This is a genomic window from Pseudomonas glycinae (assembly GCF_001594225.2).
Lineage (GTDB): Bacteria > Pseudomonadota > Gammaproteobacteria > Pseudomonadales > Pseudomonadaceae > Aquipseudomonas > Aquipseudomonas glycinae.
Map to the genome: position 1 here is coordinate 2,374,094 of NZ_CP014205.2, position 15,224 is coordinate 2,389,317.

A 15,224-nucleotide genomic window follows, 5' to 3' on the forward strand; every position below is an offset into this window, starting at 1 on the left:
CCAGATGTTGCGGCATTGGTTGCGGTGCTCTGGCGGTCATGATGAACCCTCTGATGCCGGGCTGAATTCAACCCATTTAACCTTCGCGGAATCTATCAGCAAAAATTCAGCACCAATAGGATCCAATTTGCCATCTTCGTTGAGCCAGCGTGGAAACCTCATCAAGAACTGCCCGGTGCTCGACTCCGGTGGCCACTCGACTGGCCAGCCTAGGACGCGCCTTTCATCCTCCAGATGAAGGGTGATGAATCGGTCATATTGAGCAAACGCGCAGAACCATTCACTGGGATAGGAAGATTGTTTCGTTACGTTTCTGCTGCGCAACCACCTATGCAATTTGCCATTAGTTGCCAGACAACAAGCCATCAATCCCAGCAGCAAGGACGCAGAAAATGCCCAGCACGTTTCAGCTTTCGCATCCCATCTCCCTACAGAAATCCCCTGCTCTCCCACCCACACACAAACCGCCCCAATCCCCAGCACCATCCCGTGAATCACAAACGTGAAAATCAACGCCTGCAAAATCTGTCCGAACGTATCCGGCCGTTTGAACGCCGTCAGGGTGTAGAAAATCCAGGTCGAGACAAACCCTGGGATCAGGTACTGCAACAACGGAATCACTTCTTTCACCAGATCATCCATGATCGGTCGCTCCTTGAATCAAAAAAACACTCCTCCTAAAACAGCAATGCCGGCCCGTAATGAGCCGGCATTCAAAGCCTAGTGCACGCGGGAGGAACGCTCGCGATCATCTGTCACGGCGCATTACATATCCTGCAGAATCCGATCCACGCCCTTCTCTGCCGCCATCAGCACCGCCGCATGAGGGTTGATGCACGACCTGGATCGTTTCATCATCGCGCAAGGTTTCGAGGAGTAACGCTATGACCCGTTATCAGCCATTGAATTGTGACCTTTACGACTACCTGGAAATCGCTTGCCTGCGCGGCTATCAGCTCGACATCGAGTTGATCGACGGTCAGCGGCTGATGGCCAAAGCCGTGACCACGCGAACCAGCAGTGACAAAGAAGAATTCCTGGTGATCGAGCAACAAGCCGCGCAACAGGAAATTCGCCTCGACCAACTGCTTGCCATCACGCCTCAGGAGACCAACGCCGAGTTCGGTCGGGTGGTCCTTGCCGAAGGGGTTTGCGCAATCTGAAAAAAATCCCGCTCGGAATCAACCGGCGGGATTTTTTTGTGACACGTCGCTTTACGCGACGACGGGAATCACCGGATCCGCAGCAGCCAGCGCAATCGCACGGTCAGCCGCTGGCCGGTTTGTGACCTTACAGACAGTCGCGCACCGCTTTGCGCAAAGACCCGGACTTCGCCCACGGCGGCCCCTGATACAGGGAAACGCGGCTGCCGTCCTTGTACTTGACCACATCGAGAATCTCGTCGGCGGTGACGATGCTCGGCGCAGTGATCCGGTAGCCATTGGAAATTGCTGCCTGGGACGTCCTGGCAACGTCCTGCTGCCACAGCGGCAATACACACGCGGCGTAGTCTTTGGGAGCCTTACCGCTGATCTTGCTGACATTCGGCTCGCCCGGCACCAGTGAAGCAGGCAACGAACAACCGGCCAATGCCGCCATCAGCATCCCCCCGATCAACATCCGCATGGTAATTCCTTCATCTGAAAAAACGCGAATGTACCCTGTAACTGTTCAGACATCCATCGTAGCGCTCGGCCTGTATTCCTCGTAAACCGGACTAATCAGCTCACCGACAGATGACCTTGCCCCACTCCCAAAAAATGCAGCTACTCTGTTTTACCGAGAATGTTCCGGAGGTGATCATGCGGCTCAATGAATACGAACACGAACTTCAGCGTGACCTGCAAAGCGTGGCATCGGACCTGAGATGGTCGGCGGTGGACCTCAAGCGCATCGCCGAGCAACTGCGCCAGTCAGGCAATGAAGCGGACGCCCAGGCGGTGCTCAGATCCTGCGAGGTGCTGCAAAGCGATGAGGAACGCCTGCAACTGTATGCCCGGGAAGTGAAAGCCCGCGCCATCAGCCGAACCAAAGTCCACTGAAACCCACCCGGTCCACAACAAAAAGCCCCGGACATCCGGGGCTTTTTCTCCACAGGCCTTCAGCCTGTCTTGCGACCGCGTACACGGCTCTTGTACCCCGGCAGCGCAGCGGCATACGCCAGCGCTTCCTCGCGACTGGCAAACGAAGCGAGCCGGTCACCCTGCGTGCAGACTCGCCAAGGGCCATTGTTGACGCTGAGTACGTCGTAGCCATTCATGTGCATTTTGTTCAGCATCGCCATGCTCATAGGCACCTCCTGTCTCTGTAACGAACTTTTGCACCTTACACCCGCAGCGCTTCATCGTGCCGACCGGACGTCGCACCATAGCAGCGTCAAGTCTCCGGCACTTTTGCCCCTGCCAGGCACTCAGAAGCTCTAAACCGGCAGCGGCCCAAATATTGCTAATTCATGACAGATTTATGACAAACGGCAATCGGGTAACACATGAAAGTCAGAGCAACCGTCATCTGCGAGCAGGATCGGCATATTCTCCTGGTGCGCAAACCCAGATGCCGCTGGACACTGCCGGGGGGCACCGTCGAGCCGGGAGAAACCCGCGAGCAAGCCGCCGCCCGCGAACTCCAGGAAGAAACCGGGCTCAGCACCGATCAGTTGTTGTACCTGATGGAGTTGCAGAACGGCACCACACGCCACCACGTCTACGAGGCGTCGGTGCTGAACATTGATCAGGTTCGCCCGTTGAATGAGATTGTCGACTGTCTCTGGCACCCGCTGGATGCGGTGCAGAACCTGAACGTCAGTGACGCCACGCTGAACATCGTCCGCGCCTTTCAGCGGCGTCTTTGACCGTCAGCCGGCGAACGCCCGGCGTCCGGCGCTCATTTCCGTGCGTAGCTCGCCAATGAAATTGGAGATGTCACGAATGGTGACCAGATGCTCCGGGGAAACCCCGTTGAGCAACAGCTCGACACGCCCGCTGTCGGGTTCGTAAACCTTGATCTGCAAGAGTCCCTGCGCCGTTTCGGTGCAATCGCAATACAGCGGCGAGAAGCCGGATTCGACGATGCGGCAAATGTCGGCAATGGCGATCATGGGGGCACGCCTCACAGGCGTTGGCTCGGGCAACCCGATGAGCATAGATGAGCTTTTATCGCCCCGCTTGCGCCGACACCTGCAGAATTTGCCAACCGCTTCACATTTCACATCACCGCACTCAGTGGGCGTCATGGTCCCAGATCCAGTTCCAGATCCCTGGCAGGTTCACCGGTTTCGACGACTCACGCACGGTGCGCGCCAATGCGGCTTTTTCCAATGTCGCGCGATCATCATAGAACGGTTTTTCTGCCAGTCGCACGCCGGTGGCAGCGGCGCTGTCGAGCAGAATCTGCAAGTACTCGCGGGTGTGGCGGGCGGTGTAGCGGTTGAGGTCATGGAAGGTCACCACCACCGGAATCACCCCGTCCACCGTTGGCAGTTCACCGAGGGCAATCCGTTCGCGGACTTCCGATAGCTGACGCAGCATGTTCGCCCGCCGCCGGGGACTGGCGTTGAAGCCCCAGATCTTGCCGTCATTGGCACTCAGATCGGTCAGTAACACCTGCATATGGTGCTGCTGATAAGCGGCAAAGGTGCGTTTGTCGTAGTTCCAGAATGGCGGGCGCAATAACGTCGGCGGCGCGCCAGTGATCGCCGCGATGTCCGCCGAGCCGTTGGTCAATGAGGTTTCGAGCTCATCCGGGTCGAGCAATCGATGATTGGTGTGCCAATGGGTGGCCGTGTGAAAGCCCAGAATGTGCCCTTCGTCATACTCGCGGCGCATGACTCGCCGACCGATCTCGCTGTTGCCCGCTCGGGGCGCGCGGGTCTGGACGAAAAACACCGCTTTGATCCCCGGTTGCAGCGGGTTGTCCTTGAGGCTGTCGAGCACGGTTTCGGTGGGATTGAAAAAACTCGAAGCGCTGGGCCCGTCATCAAAGGTCAACAGAAACCGCACAGGCGCCTGGGCCTTGAGCCGGGTCTCGGTCTGCTCGGTCATTTCGATGGGAGCGGCGATGCAACCGGCCAACCCGACGGCCACTGCCATCGCGCAGAAAAGCTTGAACCACTGTGTCATGTTTTGCCTTGCGCCCGACCCTTGCGGTCATGTTGTCGATTGGCAAAACTCCTTCGCCGCTGCTGCCTCCCTGCGACCCAATGAGATGGGCCGAGGTTGGATAAAGATACACAGGGTTTGGTTCCGGCGCTCGCTCAGCGTGCCAGCGCCTGTTGAAACGAGCTGTCGATGATCCCGGCCGTAGCCAACGGAGCCGGCAGCGCCTTGACCTTGAACAGGAAGTCGGCCGTGCTTTGCAGATCGGCGGCGGCCTGCTGATCCACCGGGCCGACCGTCATGTGCGCCTGGCGCAACCAGTGCCGCGAAACCTGTTGATCGAGGTTGGCTTTCTTCGCCCAAAGGTCGGCGTATTCGTCGGTGTGACTGTCGACCCAGGCCCGGGCCTGCTTCAGGCGTCCGAGGAAATCGGTGATCGCTTCACGCTTGCTGTCGATGGACGGCGCGGACGCCGCAATCGCACTCAGGCCCGGCATCAGGTTTTTCGCCGTGAGAATAGGTCGCGCACCGGAGAAAACGATCTGCTGGGAAATGTACGGCTCCCAGACCGGGAACGCATCGATGCTGCCTTGCGGTAGCGCGGCCGCTGCATCAATCGGCATCAGCTTGACGAAGTCGACGTAATTTTCCGGCAAACCGCCCTGCTCCAGCGCCCGCAAGGTCAACTGCTGACTCCAGGCACCTGGCCAGTAGGCGACTTTCTTGCCCTTCAGATCCTCGATGGTTTTCACCGGAGAATCCTTGGGCACCAACAGGGCGATGGTGTCCGGGTTCTGCCGCGATACACCGATCAGTTTCACCGGCGCCTGTTTGGCCGCCAGAAACAGAAATCCCAAATCCCCCAGAAAGCCCAGATCCAGCGACCCGGTCTGCAACGCTTCGGCCAACGGAGCAGCGGCCTGGAAGTGTTTCCAGTCGACCGTGTAAGGCGCGTCCTTCAACACGCCGGACGCTTCTATGGACGCGCGGATGTTGTAGTAATTCTGGTCACCGACGTGCAGGACCAAGGGTTCGGCAGCGTAGGTCAATGGCGTGGCAAACAGTGTGCTGGTCAACGCGGCGCGTAGGAAACGTGAGAGCTTCATGGCGAGTCCTGCAGAAGGGATTTTTATAGACCATAGCGCTCTTACAAATCAGATTTGAAATTCGATTAGCGCATAAGCTCAGCACCTTCCCGCCGTACTGTCCGCCAAGCAACAGTGGCTCGTCACAGTGTTTTCCCTGCAACACTTCCAACTTGAAAAACCGGCGTTAAACCCCGTAAACACGGGACAACGCGTACATGGCACAGAGCCTGCAATATTCCATTCATGCAGGAAGCATTCGATAAAAATATCTTTTTGGACATAAGAATCTGTTGCCTTGCCGGAGCGTGCCCATGAAATCCCTCTTACCGTTTTCCCGCGTCAAAACGCTGCTCGCGGCCTGCGCAGTAGCCCTGAGTCTGCAACCGCTCGCCCACGCTGCCGAAGCGCCGCCAGCCGAAGTGCATCTGGATTACGCTTATTACTCGCCGGTCAGCCTGGCGCTCAAACATCTGGGCTACCTGGAAAAAGCCCTGCCCCAGAGCAAAATCAGCTGGGTGCTGAGCCAGGGCAGCAACCGCTCGCTGGAATACCTGAACAGCGGCGGCGTGGATTTCGCCTCTTCGGCCAGCCTCGCCGCCGTGCTCAGCCGCGCCAATGGCAGCCCGATCAAATCGGTCTACGTCTACAGCCGCGCCGAATGGACCGCGCTGGTGGTGCGCAAGGACTCGCCGATCCAGTCCGTCGTCGACCTCAAGGGCAAGAAAATCGCCGCCACCAAGGGCACCGATCCGTATCTGTTCACCCTGCGCACCCTGCAACAGGCCGGGCTGAAAAAGGACGACGTGGAACTGGTGCACCTGCAACACCCGGACGGCCGCACCGCGCTGGAGAAAGGCGATGTCGACGCCTGGGCCGGTCTTGATCCGCACATGGCCGCCAGTCAGGTGCAGGCCGGCTCGCGCCTGCTGTACCGCAATCGCGACTTCAACAGCTACGGCGTGGTCAGCGTCACCGAGCAATACGCCAAGCAACACCCGCAAACCATCGACACCGTGATCAAGGCCTATGAGCAGGCCCGCGAATGGTCGGTGAAGAACCCCGACGAATTGGCAAAGTTGCTCGCCAGCGAATCCGGCCTCCCGCTGGACGTGGCCAAACTGCAACTGTCGCGCACCGACCTCAGCAGCCCGCAACTGACCGCCAGGGACGTGCTGGCCTCGAAAGCCGCCGCGCCGATTCTGGTCTCCGAAGAACTGGTGCGCCGTGGGGTGAATGTCGATCAGGTCATCGATCAGTTGATCGACACCGGTTTCCAGCAAGTCGCCGCCGCCCAGTAACCGATCAGGCCCATGACACGTCCGCGTCCGTCGCGGATTTGTCGTGAGCGGAGAACCGTCCATGAGCAACGACTTGCCCGCTCGCCTTGCCTTGTCGGCACCACGGCGAAAACTCCCCCTGCTGAATCCGCTCTGGCGTCGGCGCTTCAAAGGCCTGGCCCTGCCACTGCTGATCGTGGTCGCCCTGGAATTCATCGTACGCATCGGCTGGCTGCCGTCCTACCAGATGCCGGCGCCGAGCGAGATTGCCCTGACCCTCACGGATCTGGCCGAAGGCGCCTTGTGGAAACACATCGGCGCCAGCCTGATTCGCGTGCTGCTGGGGTTTGCCATCGGCGCGAGCCTGGCGCTGGTGTTTGCCGCGTGGGTCGGTCTCAGCCGCGAAGCCGAGGCTTATCTGGAACCGACTTTCGCCGCGCTGCGTTCGATTCCCAGCCTGGCCTGGGTGCCGTTGTTGCTGCTGTGGCTGGGGATCGACGAGACCTCGAAAATCGTCCTGATTGCCATCGGCGCGTTCTTCCCGGTGTACGTCAACGTGGTCGCAGCGATCCGCAACATCGACCGCAAACTGGTGGAAGTCGGGCACATCTACGGCTTCAGCCCGCTGCAACTGGTGCGACGGATTCTGCTGCCTGCCGCCCTGCCCGGCCTGTTCACCGGATTGCGCAGCGGCATGAGCCTGGCGTGGATGTTTCTGGTGGCGGCCGAACTGATCGCCGCGACCAAAGGGCTGGGTTACCTGCTCAGTGACGGTCGCGAAACGTCGCGGCCGGACATCGTGCTGGCCGCGATCATCGTTCTGGCGCAGCTCGGCAAACTCAGCGACGGATTGCTCGCCGTTCTGGAGCGCCGCTGGCTGGTCTGGCGCGACGCTTTCAACGGTCAGGGCGGCAAGGAGTGAACCGTGCAACTAAGCTCAAATCTTCAGGCAGCTGCCGGAGGGTCGGCCGATGTGCGGAAGACTGTCGCAATACCGGGGCATCCACGATTTCGTCGCGGTGCTGAGCATTCCCGATGCGCTGATCAATCACGTCGGCGACGCACCGCTGGCGCATTACAACGCCGCGCCCACCACGTCACTGGCGATCCTCCATCAGCACCAACAACGGCTGTACGCCGACAACTTGCGCTGGTGCTGGCGCCCGCACTGGGCCAAGGATCGCGCCGCGCCGATCAACGCGCGAGTGGAAAAAGTCGCCCACGGGCCGTTTTTTCGCGCGATCTGGCGCCATCGGTTGATCGTACCGGTCGACAACTGGTTCGAATGGGTCGATGCACCCGACAAAGGCCGACAGCCCTGGCTGATTCGTCGGGCTGATCATCAGCCGGTTTTCTGCGCCGCCATCGGCCAGTTTCCGGCACCCGGCGAACCTGCGCGGGATGACGACGGCTTTGTGATCATTACCGCCAACAGCGAAGGTGGCCTGCTCGATGTGCATGACCGGCGCCCGATCGTGCTGCGCGCTGATCGGGTGCAGGAATGGCTCGATCCCGCCACACCGACCGAGCGCGCCGAGCAGATGCTGCTGTTTGAAGCCGAACCCAGCGAAGCGTTCCACTGGCACAAAGTCGGCAAAGCGGTGGGCAACTCCCGCAATCAGGGTGCGGAATTGATTGAAGCCGTACCGTAAATAAATGTCGACGCGATGCGTTATCAAAAGCAGGAATTCAGCAATCGAATCCTGCGCGTTACACGCGGTGTTTCAAACGCGAAACATTCAACATAAACAGTCGTTTGATTGAACTAACCGCCCGTCTGACATTTCAACCGTCATACATACATTTACAAACACTACGGATAGCATGCGCGCCGCATTTCCTTTTGGCATACCAGTTGACCAAAGAGTCAGCAAAACCAGGAATCCCCCACAAACTTACAAGCCTTGCAGAGAATTAAGTTGCGCGACGATTTTGCAATCAAACAGGTCACAGGCCTGGAGTGTATTCATCTGTCCACGACAGAACGCTTTCAACTCGACTGTTTTATCGGCCACTACATCAAGACTCGAAACCTGCGTGACGTACCCGATATCGACCGCATCCTGCGCGCTACCCTCGAAAGCTATCCCTGCCACCCGCCGGTGATGGTCAACGAGTTGAATGCCTGGATCGACAAGACCTTGGGTTATCGGGCCTCCCACCCCGATTTCACGCAGCTGGAAGATCTTTGATGAAACGAAAAAGCCCCGCAACCGCGGGGCTTTTTCGTTGTGCCGTTCAGGGTTTCAGCGGGCGCTCCCGATCGCGGTCGGACAACTCGCGGCTGTCGTCATGCTTCCAGGTCTGCTCCTTGTGTTTTTCACGCTCGATCTCTTCTTCACTCGGTTCGTCATCTTCCTCTGGACGGTTCTGCTCGGTTGCCATGTTCACCTCGCTGATGGAATTCATCCATTAAGCGTAGAACTTAAAGCCACCAGCGCAGTAGAAAGAAGAACGCCATGCTCAACAGCATGCTGAGCAATGTATTGCGCGTGTAGATCACCAAGCCGATTGCGACTAATGAACTCAGCAGATAAGGGTTATCCCACTGCAGATTCAGTTGTTTGTCCGGCATGAACACAATCGGCCCGCAAATCGCGGTCAACATGCCCGGCACGGCAAAACCGAGAAATTGCCGCGCGTTGCTGCTCAAGCGCACTGGCAAGCGTGGCTCAAGAAACACGTAGCGGTTGAGGAACACCAGAATCCCCATGCCGATAATCACTGCCCAGACCATCATGTGCGCTCCCGATACAGCTTGTTGCAGATAAACCCGGCGGTCATGCCGGCCAGCCCCGACAACACCAGCGCCGAACCCCATTGCCAGTAACTGAACAAAACCGAGCAGAACAATGACACCGCCACGCAGACCACCGTCGGCACATTGCGCACCACCGGGGTGATCAGGGCGATGAAGGTGGCGGCAATCGAGAAGTCCAGCCCCAGGTGTTCCAGTCCCGGAATACTGCTGCCGAGCACGATGCCGGCCAGGGTGAAGAGATTCCAGGCGATGTAGAACGTCAGGCCGACGCCCAGGGCGTACCAGCGGTTGAACTGCTGGCGGTCGTGTTGACTGGTCAGGGCGAACAGTTCATCGGTGAGCAAAAAGCCCAGGCCGATGCGCCAGCGACCCGGCAACGGCGAAATCACATGGCGCATACTCATGCCGTAAAGCAAATGTTGCGAAGTCAGCAGCAGCGTGGTCAGCAGGATCGAGAAAATCCCCGCGCCGCCCTTGAGCATGCCGATCGCCACCAGTTGCGCAGCACCGGCGAACACGATGCTCGACAGGCCCTGCCCTTGCAGCGGCGTGAGGTTGGCTTCAATCGCCATGGAGCCGGCCAGCAGCCCCCAGGGTGCGGTGGCCAGCGATAACGGCATGATCGCCGCGGCTCCGCGAAGAAAGGCACTGCGCGGCATTGATGAGTCAGACATAACACGCTTCAACCGTGAGACAAGGCCCCGGACTCTGCCAGCAAACGCCCGTTGGTGGCTTGAACAATCTTGCGCAGTTGGCGCAAATCCTTCCTTCGGTCAGTCGTTTACCGGCGTAACATGGCGACCATTCACACACGCGTCAGGGAGACGACATGCTGTATCGAATAGCCGCCGACGGGCTGGTGCTGTTTCATTTGCTGTTCATTCTGTTCGTGCTGTTCGGCGGGCTGCTGGTGCTCAAGTGGCCACGGCTGATGTGGCTGCATTTGCCAGCGGCGGCCTGGGGCGTGGCGGTCGAGGTGTTGCACCTGACCTGTCCGCTGACCTATTGGGAAAATCTGATGCGTCACGCTGCCGGGCAGACCGAATACGCCGGCGGGTTCATCGAACATTACGTCTGGCCGATCATCTACCCGGCCGGGCTGACGCCACAGATTCAGCTGGTGCTGGGCAGCGTGGTGCTGGTGGTCAACCTGCTGGTCTACGGGCGCCTGATCCGCCGTTGGAAACTGCGGCGCGCCGCGCGCATTCCGTTTTAACGCGCTTTTAAGGTTTCCAGCCAGGCCGGATCGAGGCGCTTCTGATCGGTGTCCAGACCGAGCGCCTCCATCCGCGACTTGTGCGTTTCGACTTCCCGGTGCAATTGCGCGTGATCGCTGGAATTGCCGTCCAGTTCATGCATCTGGGTCAGGCCCAGGTGATAAAACCGCAGCACCTTCATCGCCACCGGATCACCCTTCTCCACCGCAGCCATCACCTGATGCATGACGTTGGTGACGCTCATCAGGCTGCGCTTGAGCCGCCAGCCGTACACCGCCGGAGCCATCCAGGTCTGGTTCCAGAAACGCCCGCGCAGCAACGCCGCCGTCAGCAAAAATGCGCCAAACACCCCGCCAACATTGAACCGCAGGTTATCCCCGCCCGGCTCGCCGAACAGCGCCACCGCCACAGTCGAAAACACCATCGCCAGCACCAGAAACAGCACCGCGATGATCAGCGTGCTGCGCCGGGTCTGCTGGCGATAAGTGATGGCATCGATCGGTTGAATCTCGAACATCGCGACAGGCTTCCATGGCTTGAGTTAAAAAGAGGCTGCGCATTATCGCCTCTGAGGCGGATTTAGCTATGCTGGAGCGCCTTTTCATCTTTTCAACGTCCAACGGGGACATGGCGATACCACGCAGATCGTGCCATCTTCATTCATGGATACACACTATTCGGATGCCATTGGCCATGCCGGCAATGACATCGTTTTAAGGATCACTGCATGACCCAACGACACGTAATCAATGCCTCGGTCAGCCCGAAAGGCAGTCTCGAAACCCTTTCCCAACGTGAAGTTCAGCAACTGAGCCAGGCCGGAACCGGCAGCACCTACACCCTCTTTCGCCAGTGCGCCCTGGCCATCCTCAATACCGGCGCCCATGTCGACAACGCAAAAACCATTCTTGAAGCCTACAAAGACTTCGAAATCCGCATCCACCAGCAGGATCGCGGCGTGCGCCTGGAACTGCTGAACGCCCCGGCCGACGCCTTCGTCGACGGCGAAATGATCGCCAGCACCCGGGAAATGCTGTTCAGCGCCCTGCGCGACATCGTCTACACCGAAAACGAACTCGACGCCTTGAGCATCGACCTCAGCACCTCCCAGGGCATCAGCGACTACGTCTTCCACCTGCTGCGCAACGCGCGCACCCTGCGTCCGGGCGTCGAGCCGAAAATTGTGGTGTGCTGGGGCGGCCACTCGATCAACACCGAAGAATACAAATACACCAAGAAAGTCGGCCACGAACTGGGCCTGCGCAGCCTCGACATCTGCACCGGTTGCGGCCCTGGCGTGATGAAGGGCCCGATGAAAGGCGCGACCATCGCCCATGCCAAGCAGCGGATTCACGGTGGCCGTTACCTCGGTCTGACCGAGCCAGGCATCATCGCCGCCGAAGCGCCGAACCCGATCGTCAACGAGCTGGTGATCCTGCCGGACATCGAAAAACGCCTGGAGGCCTTCGTCCGCGTCGGCCACGGCATCATCATCTTCCCGGGCGGCGCCGGCACCGCCGAAGAGTTCCTGTACCTGCTGGGCATCCTGATGCACCCGGATAACGCCGGCCTGCCGTTCCCGGTGATCCTGACCGGGCCGAAACACGCCGCGCCGTACCTGGAACAACTGGACGCCTTCGTCACCGCGACCCTCGGCGAGGCGGCGAAGAAGCACTACGAAATCATCATCGACGACCCGGCCGAAGTGGCGCGGCAGATGACGGCGGGCCTCAAGGCCGTGAAGCAATTCCGCCGCGAACGCGCCGACGCGTTCCACTTCAACTGGTTGCTGAAGATCGACGAAGGCTTCCAGCGCCCGTTCGATCCGACCCACGAAAACATGGCCAACCTCAAGCTGCACCGCGACCAGCCACCCCATGAACTGGCGGCCAACCTGCGCCGCGCGTTCTCCGGGATCGTGGCCGGTAACGTCAAGGACAAGGGCATCCGCCTGATCGAGGAACACGGGCCGTACCAGATCCGTGGCGATGCCGCGATCATGCAGCCCCTCGATCTGCTGCTCAAAGCCTTCGTCGCCCAGCACCGGATGAAACTGCCGGGCGGCGCGGCGTATGTGCCGTGCTACCGCGTGGTGTCCTGACCCTCAATGCATAAGCCCTGAAAACCCGTTTTTCAGGGCACCCCATAACACTGTGGGAGCGGGCTTGCCCGCGAAGGGGCCAGCGCATTCAGCATTATTGTTGACTGACAGACCGATTTCGCGAGCAAGCCCGCTCCCACAAAAAGAGTGTGAACCATGGATCACATCAACCACATCCTGATTGTCGACGATGACCGCGAGATCCGCGAACTGGTCGGCAATTACCTGACCAAGAACGGCCTGCGCAGCACCGTGGTCGCCGATGGGCGGCAGATGCGCAGCTTTCTGGAAGCCAACACGGTCGACCTGATCGTGCTCGACATCATGCTCCCCGGCGATGACGGGCTGGTGCTGTGCCGCGAATTGCGCGCCGGCAAGCACAAGGCGATCCCGATCCTGATGCTCACCGCCCGCGACGACCAGACCGACCGGATCCTCGGCCTGGAAATGGGTGCTGACGATTACCTGACCAAACCCTTCGCCGCCCGCGAACTGCTGGCGCGGATCAACGCCGTGCTGCGCCGTACACGAATGCTGCCGCCCAATCTGCTGATCACCGAAACCGGGCGCCTGCTCGCGTTCGGCCGCTGGCGCCTGGACACCACCGCCCGCCACCTGCTCGATGAAGACGACACCATGGTTGCCCTCAGCGGCGCCGAATATCGCTTGCTCCGGGTGTTTCTCGATCATCCGCAACGAGTGCTCAGCCGCGATCAGTTGCTGAATTTGACCCAGGGTCGCGATGCCGACCTGTTCGACCGCTCGATTGATTTGCTGGTCAGTCGCCTGCGTCAGCGTCTGCTGGACGACTCCCGCGAGCCGACTTACATCAAGACCGTGCGCAACGAGGGTTATGTGTTCTCCTTCGCCGTGGAGATGCTCGCCGAATCCTGATGGATTTGTATCGCTCTGTATAAATTCGCCGCGCAGATACGTAACCCGTGTTTTCGCGCCGCATCACCACATATCAGCGATACACCCTCGCGTTTGAATGAACCCACCAGAAAGCACTGGCTCACTCATCATCAAACGCAAGGAGAAACACCATGTTCAAGTCCTCGAAATCCCTGGTAATCGCACTCGGCCTGCTCGGTGGCCTGGCAACGGCCGATCTGGCATCCGCCAGCTCCCAGCCACTGGTCGCTGAATACGGCTCGGAAAACCTGCAGAAGGATCACGTTGCCGAAGGTGGCGCGGATCGCTTGCAGGAATTGCGTGAACGCGTGGCTGAAGGCGGTGCGGACCGTTTGCAGGAGCTGCGTGAGCGCGTCGCCGAGGGTGGTGCAGATCGCCTGCAGGAACTGCGCGAGCGTTCGGCCCGCAGCGTGCTGGTCGCCGAGAACCGTCCCGAGTTCGGTTCCAAGTACCAGCGTTACTGATCGTTTGTACCCGCCGTTGTCGATTCCTGCCGGGGGCGCTCTGCCCCCGCAGCGATCACTACCGATAAACCTTGTTCTCTGACACAAAAGCCCCGCTGTTTCCCCACGACAGCCGCCATGGCTCGTACTAAGCTGCGCGATTGATTTGTTCAGGGACGATCCATGAAACGTTTTGCCGCCTGTCTGCTGTCAATGCTGGCCCTGACGGCCAACGCGGCGGATTTGCAACTGCTCACCGACAACCACCCGCCCCTGCATTTCATGCAAGGCAATCAGCTCGCAGGATTCGGTGTGGACGTGGTGCAGGCCCTGGCGACCCAGACCGGCGACCGTATCCATCTGCAACAAGTCCCGCTGCTGCGCGCCCTGCGCATGGCCAGCGATACCCCCGACACCGGCGTATTCACCGTGCTGCGTACCGATGAGCGCGATGATCGCTATCAATGGGTCGGGCCGCTGATCGAAGTCGAAACCGCGCTGTACGCCCGCGACAATCTCCAGCCTCCCGTAAACAGCCTGCGTGAAGCCGATCACCTTGGCCGGATCACCGTGCCGCGCAAATGGCTGGTCTACAGCTACCTGCAAGGACAAGACCTGAACAACCTCTACGGCGTGGAAACCCCGGAGCAGATGATGCGGCTGTTCAGCCTGGGGCGTACCGATTTCGTGGTCTCCGATACCTGGTCCAAAGCCGCCCTCGCCCGCGAACAAGGCATGGAGCCGGGACGCTTGCAGTACCAGATCCCGTTGATGAAACAGAACACCTACATTGCCTTTTCGCCGCAGACCGATCCGAAACAGGTCGCACGCTGGCAGCAGGCGCTGGATACATTGCGGGCCGACGGCCGTCTGGAGAAGCTGCGCCAGCGCTGGCTGAGCAATACCCTACCGCGCTGATCGCGCATCAACACCTTCGATAACAACTATGCGCAAGGGTGTTTTCACATCAAAACCCTCCAGCACTACAGTGGGCCCCATCTTCTCCCCACTCTCTGGAGCAACATCATGAAAGACATCATCGCACTCGGCTTCATTGTTTCCCTGATTGGCGCCACCTCCGCCATCGCTGCCCCACACGCCAGCACTCCAGTTGTCGCGGCTGCAACCATCGGCCAGTCCGGCACCCTGAACGTCGACACCGTCAGCGTCGATGCCGAACACCAAGGCAGTCTCAAACTGCAACAGAACGCCGAACCGACCAAACTGTACGTCGCGGAAAACCGCCCGGAATTCGGTTCCAAATATCAGCGCTACTAAGTGATCGGTTTGAGCTGCCAGAAACAGGAAACCCCGCCAAAGCGGGGTTT

23 protein-coding genes are annotated in these 15,224 nt (G+C 59.6%); 13 read left to right on the top strand and 10 right to left on the bottom strand.

The window, feature by feature from the left end; genetic code table 11:
• Positions 1-36: 36 nt before the first annotated feature.
• The gene (locus AWU82_RS10420; protein WP_064379394.1) at positions 37-642 is read right to left on the bottom strand and encodes a DUF6338 family protein; all 606 of its coding nucleotides are present in this window, start codon (positions 640-642) and stop codon (positions 37-39) included.
• Between the two features lie 242 nt (positions 643-884).
• Here AWU82_RS10420 and AWU82_RS10425 point away from each other — a divergent pair, with 242 nt between their 5' ends.
• Positions 885-1,163, top strand: coding sequence for a Rho-binding antiterminator (locus AWU82_RS10425; RefSeq protein WP_064379396.1), 279 nt, complete (start codon positions 885-887; stop codon positions 1,161-1,163).
• Between the two features lie 127 nt (positions 1,164-1,290).
• Here the strand turns inward: AWU82_RS10425 and AWU82_RS10430 are convergent, their stop codons facing one another.
• Positions 1,291-1,626 (bottom strand): hypothetical protein, encoded by a 336-nt coding sequence (locus tag AWU82_RS10430; protein ID WP_064379398.1) that lies wholly within the window; start codon positions 1,624-1,626, stop codon positions 1,291-1,293.
• Positions 1,627-1,802: 176 nt separating this feature from the next.
• On the opposite strand from AWU82_RS10430, the gene AWU82_RS10435 reads away from it, so the two are divergent.
• Positions 1,803-2,042 carry a hypothetical protein gene (locus AWU82_RS10435; protein ID WP_007950501.1) on the top strand — a complete coding sequence of 80 codons (240 nt, stop codon included), beginning with the start codon at positions 1,803-1,805 and terminating at the stop codon, positions 2,040-2,042.
• Positions 2,043-2,101: 59 nt separating this feature from the next.
• Here AWU82_RS10435 and AWU82_RS10440 read toward each other — a convergent pair whose 3' ends face one another.
• Positions 2,102-2,290 (bottom strand): hypothetical protein, encoded by a 189-nt coding sequence (locus AWU82_RS10440; protein ID WP_039766970.1) that lies wholly within the window; start codon positions 2,288-2,290, stop codon positions 2,102-2,104.
• A gap of 198 nt (positions 2,291-2,488) precedes the next feature.
• On the opposite strand from AWU82_RS10440, the gene AWU82_RS10445 reads away from it, so the two are divergent.
• Positions 2,489-2,851, top strand: coding sequence for an NUDIX hydrolase (locus AWU82_RS10445; protein WP_064379400.1), 363 nt, complete (start codon positions 2,489-2,491; stop codon positions 2,849-2,851).
• 3 nt (positions 2,852-2,854) lie between these two features.
• On the opposite strand, the gene AWU82_RS10450 is transcribed toward AWU82_RS10445, so the two are convergent.
• The 3 genes from AWU82_RS10450 to AWU82_RS10460 all read right to left on the bottom strand — a co-directional run bounded on the left by AWU82_RS10450 (position 2,855) and on the right by AWU82_RS10460 (position 5,200).
• A complete protein-coding gene (locus AWU82_RS10450) occupies positions 2,855-3,097 on the bottom strand; it encodes a DUF1652 domain-containing protein (protein ID WP_011334667.1) in 243 nt (80 codons plus the stop codon).
• A 121-nt stretch (positions 3,098-3,218) separates the two neighbouring features.
• The gene (locus tag AWU82_RS10455) at positions 3,219-4,118 is read right to left on the bottom strand and encodes a polysaccharide deacetylase family protein (protein ID WP_064379403.1); all 900 of its coding nucleotides are present in this window, start codon (positions 4,116-4,118) and stop codon (positions 3,219-3,221) included.
• A 134-nt stretch (positions 4,119-4,252) separates the two neighbouring features.
• Positions 4,253-5,200: an ABC transporter substrate-binding protein gene (locus AWU82_RS10460; protein ID WP_064379406.1), complete on the bottom strand. Its 948-nt coding sequence runs from the start codon at positions 5,198-5,200 to the stop codon at positions 4,253-4,255.
• A gap of 293 nt (positions 5,201-5,493) precedes the next feature.
• Here AWU82_RS10460 and AWU82_RS10465 point away from each other — a divergent pair, with 293 nt between their 5' ends.
• The 4 genes from AWU82_RS10465 (at position 5,494) to AWU82_RS10480 (ending at position 8,651) form a co-directional block, all read left to right on the top strand.
• A complete protein-coding gene (locus tag AWU82_RS10465) occupies positions 5,494-6,480 on the top strand; it encodes an aliphatic sulfonate ABC transporter substrate-binding protein (protein ID WP_064379408.1) in 987 nt (328 codons plus the stop codon).
• A 61-nt stretch (positions 6,481-6,541) separates the two neighbouring features.
• Complete coding sequence (locus tag AWU82_RS10470) at positions 6,542-7,381, top strand: ABC transporter permease (protein WP_064379409.1); 840 nt, start codon at positions 6,542-6,544, stop codon at positions 7,379-7,381.
• 49 nt (positions 7,382-7,430) lie between these two features.
• The gene (locus tag AWU82_RS10475) at positions 7,431-8,111 is read left to right on the top strand and encodes an SOS response-associated peptidase (RefSeq protein WP_064379411.1); all 681 of its coding nucleotides are present in this window, start codon (positions 7,431-7,433) and stop codon (positions 8,109-8,111) included.
• Positions 8,112-8,378: 267 nt separating this feature from the next.
• Positions 8,379-8,651: a hypothetical protein gene (locus tag AWU82_RS10480; RefSeq protein WP_007950513.1), complete on the top strand. Its 273-nt coding sequence runs from the start codon at positions 8,379-8,381 to the stop codon at positions 8,649-8,651.
• A 46-nt stretch (positions 8,652-8,697) separates the two neighbouring features.
• Here the strand turns inward: AWU82_RS10480 and AWU82_RS10485 are convergent, their stop codons facing one another.
• Genes AWU82_RS10485 through AWU82_RS10495 form a run of 3 tightly spaced genes read right to left on the bottom strand, consistent with a single transcriptional unit; the run spans position 8,698 to position 9,894 of the window.
• A complete protein-coding gene (locus tag AWU82_RS10485; protein WP_170928936.1) occupies positions 8,698-8,844 on the bottom strand; it encodes a hypothetical protein in 147 nt (48 codons plus the stop codon).
• 40 nt (positions 8,845-8,884) lie between these two features.
• Entirely contained in the window at positions 8,885-9,196 is a 312-nt protein-coding gene (locus AWU82_RS10490; protein ID WP_166742327.1) for a branched-chain amino acid transport AzlD family protein, read from the bottom strand.
• Entirely contained in the window at positions 9,196-9,894 is a 699-nt protein-coding gene (locus AWU82_RS10495; RefSeq protein ID WP_011334675.1) for an AzlC family ABC transporter permease, read from the bottom strand. Before AWU82_RS10495 ends, AWU82_RS10490 begins: the two co-directional genes overlap by 1 nt.
• Before the next feature lie 155 nt (positions 9,895-10,049).
• Here AWU82_RS10495 and AWU82_RS10500 point away from each other — a divergent pair, with 155 nt between their 5' ends.
• Positions 10,050-10,436, top strand: a complete 387-nt coding sequence (locus tag AWU82_RS10500) for a DUF2784 domain-containing protein (RefSeq protein ID WP_039766992.1) — start codon at positions 10,050-10,052, stop codon at positions 10,434-10,436.
• Here the strand turns inward: AWU82_RS10500 and AWU82_RS10505 are convergent.
• Positions 10,433-10,954, bottom strand: coding sequence for a DUF3087 domain-containing protein (locus tag AWU82_RS10505; protein WP_064379414.1), 522 nt, complete (start codon positions 10,952-10,954; stop codon positions 10,433-10,435). The genes AWU82_RS10500 and AWU82_RS10505 overlap by 4 nt on opposite strands.
• A 210-nt stretch (positions 10,955-11,164) precedes the next feature.
• Here AWU82_RS10505 and ppnN point away from each other — a divergent pair, with 210 nt between their 5' ends.
• From ppnN to AWU82_RS10530, 5 genes are all read left to right on the top strand, one after another.
• Positions 11,165-12,538: a nucleotide 5'-monophosphate nucleosidase PpnN gene (ppnN, locus tag AWU82_RS10510; protein WP_007950520.1), complete on the top strand. Its 1,374-nt coding sequence runs from the start codon at positions 11,165-11,167 to the stop codon at positions 12,536-12,538.
• Positions 12,539-12,694: 156 nt separating this feature from the next.
• The gene (locus AWU82_RS10515) at positions 12,695-13,432 is read left to right on the top strand and encodes a response regulator (protein ID WP_039766999.1); all 738 of its coding nucleotides are present in this window, start codon (positions 12,695-12,697) and stop codon (positions 13,430-13,432) included.
• A 152-nt stretch (positions 13,433-13,584) separates the two neighbouring features.
• The gene (locus AWU82_RS10520; protein WP_064379416.1) at positions 13,585-13,917 is read left to right on the top strand and encodes a hypothetical protein; all 333 of its coding nucleotides are present in this window, start codon (positions 13,585-13,587) and stop codon (positions 13,915-13,917) included.
• A 162-nt stretch (positions 13,918-14,079) separates the two neighbouring features.
• On the top strand, positions 14,080-14,814 hold the full coding sequence (locus AWU82_RS10525; protein WP_064379417.1) for a substrate-binding periplasmic protein: 735 nt from the start codon (positions 14,080-14,082) through the stop codon (positions 14,812-14,814).
• Between the two features lie 108 nt (positions 14,815-14,922).
• The gene (locus AWU82_RS10530) at positions 14,923-15,174 is read left to right on the top strand and encodes a hypothetical protein (protein WP_064379419.1); all 252 of its coding nucleotides are present in this window, start codon (positions 14,923-14,925) and stop codon (positions 15,172-15,174) included.
• Positions 15,175-15,224 lie beyond the last annotated feature (50 nt).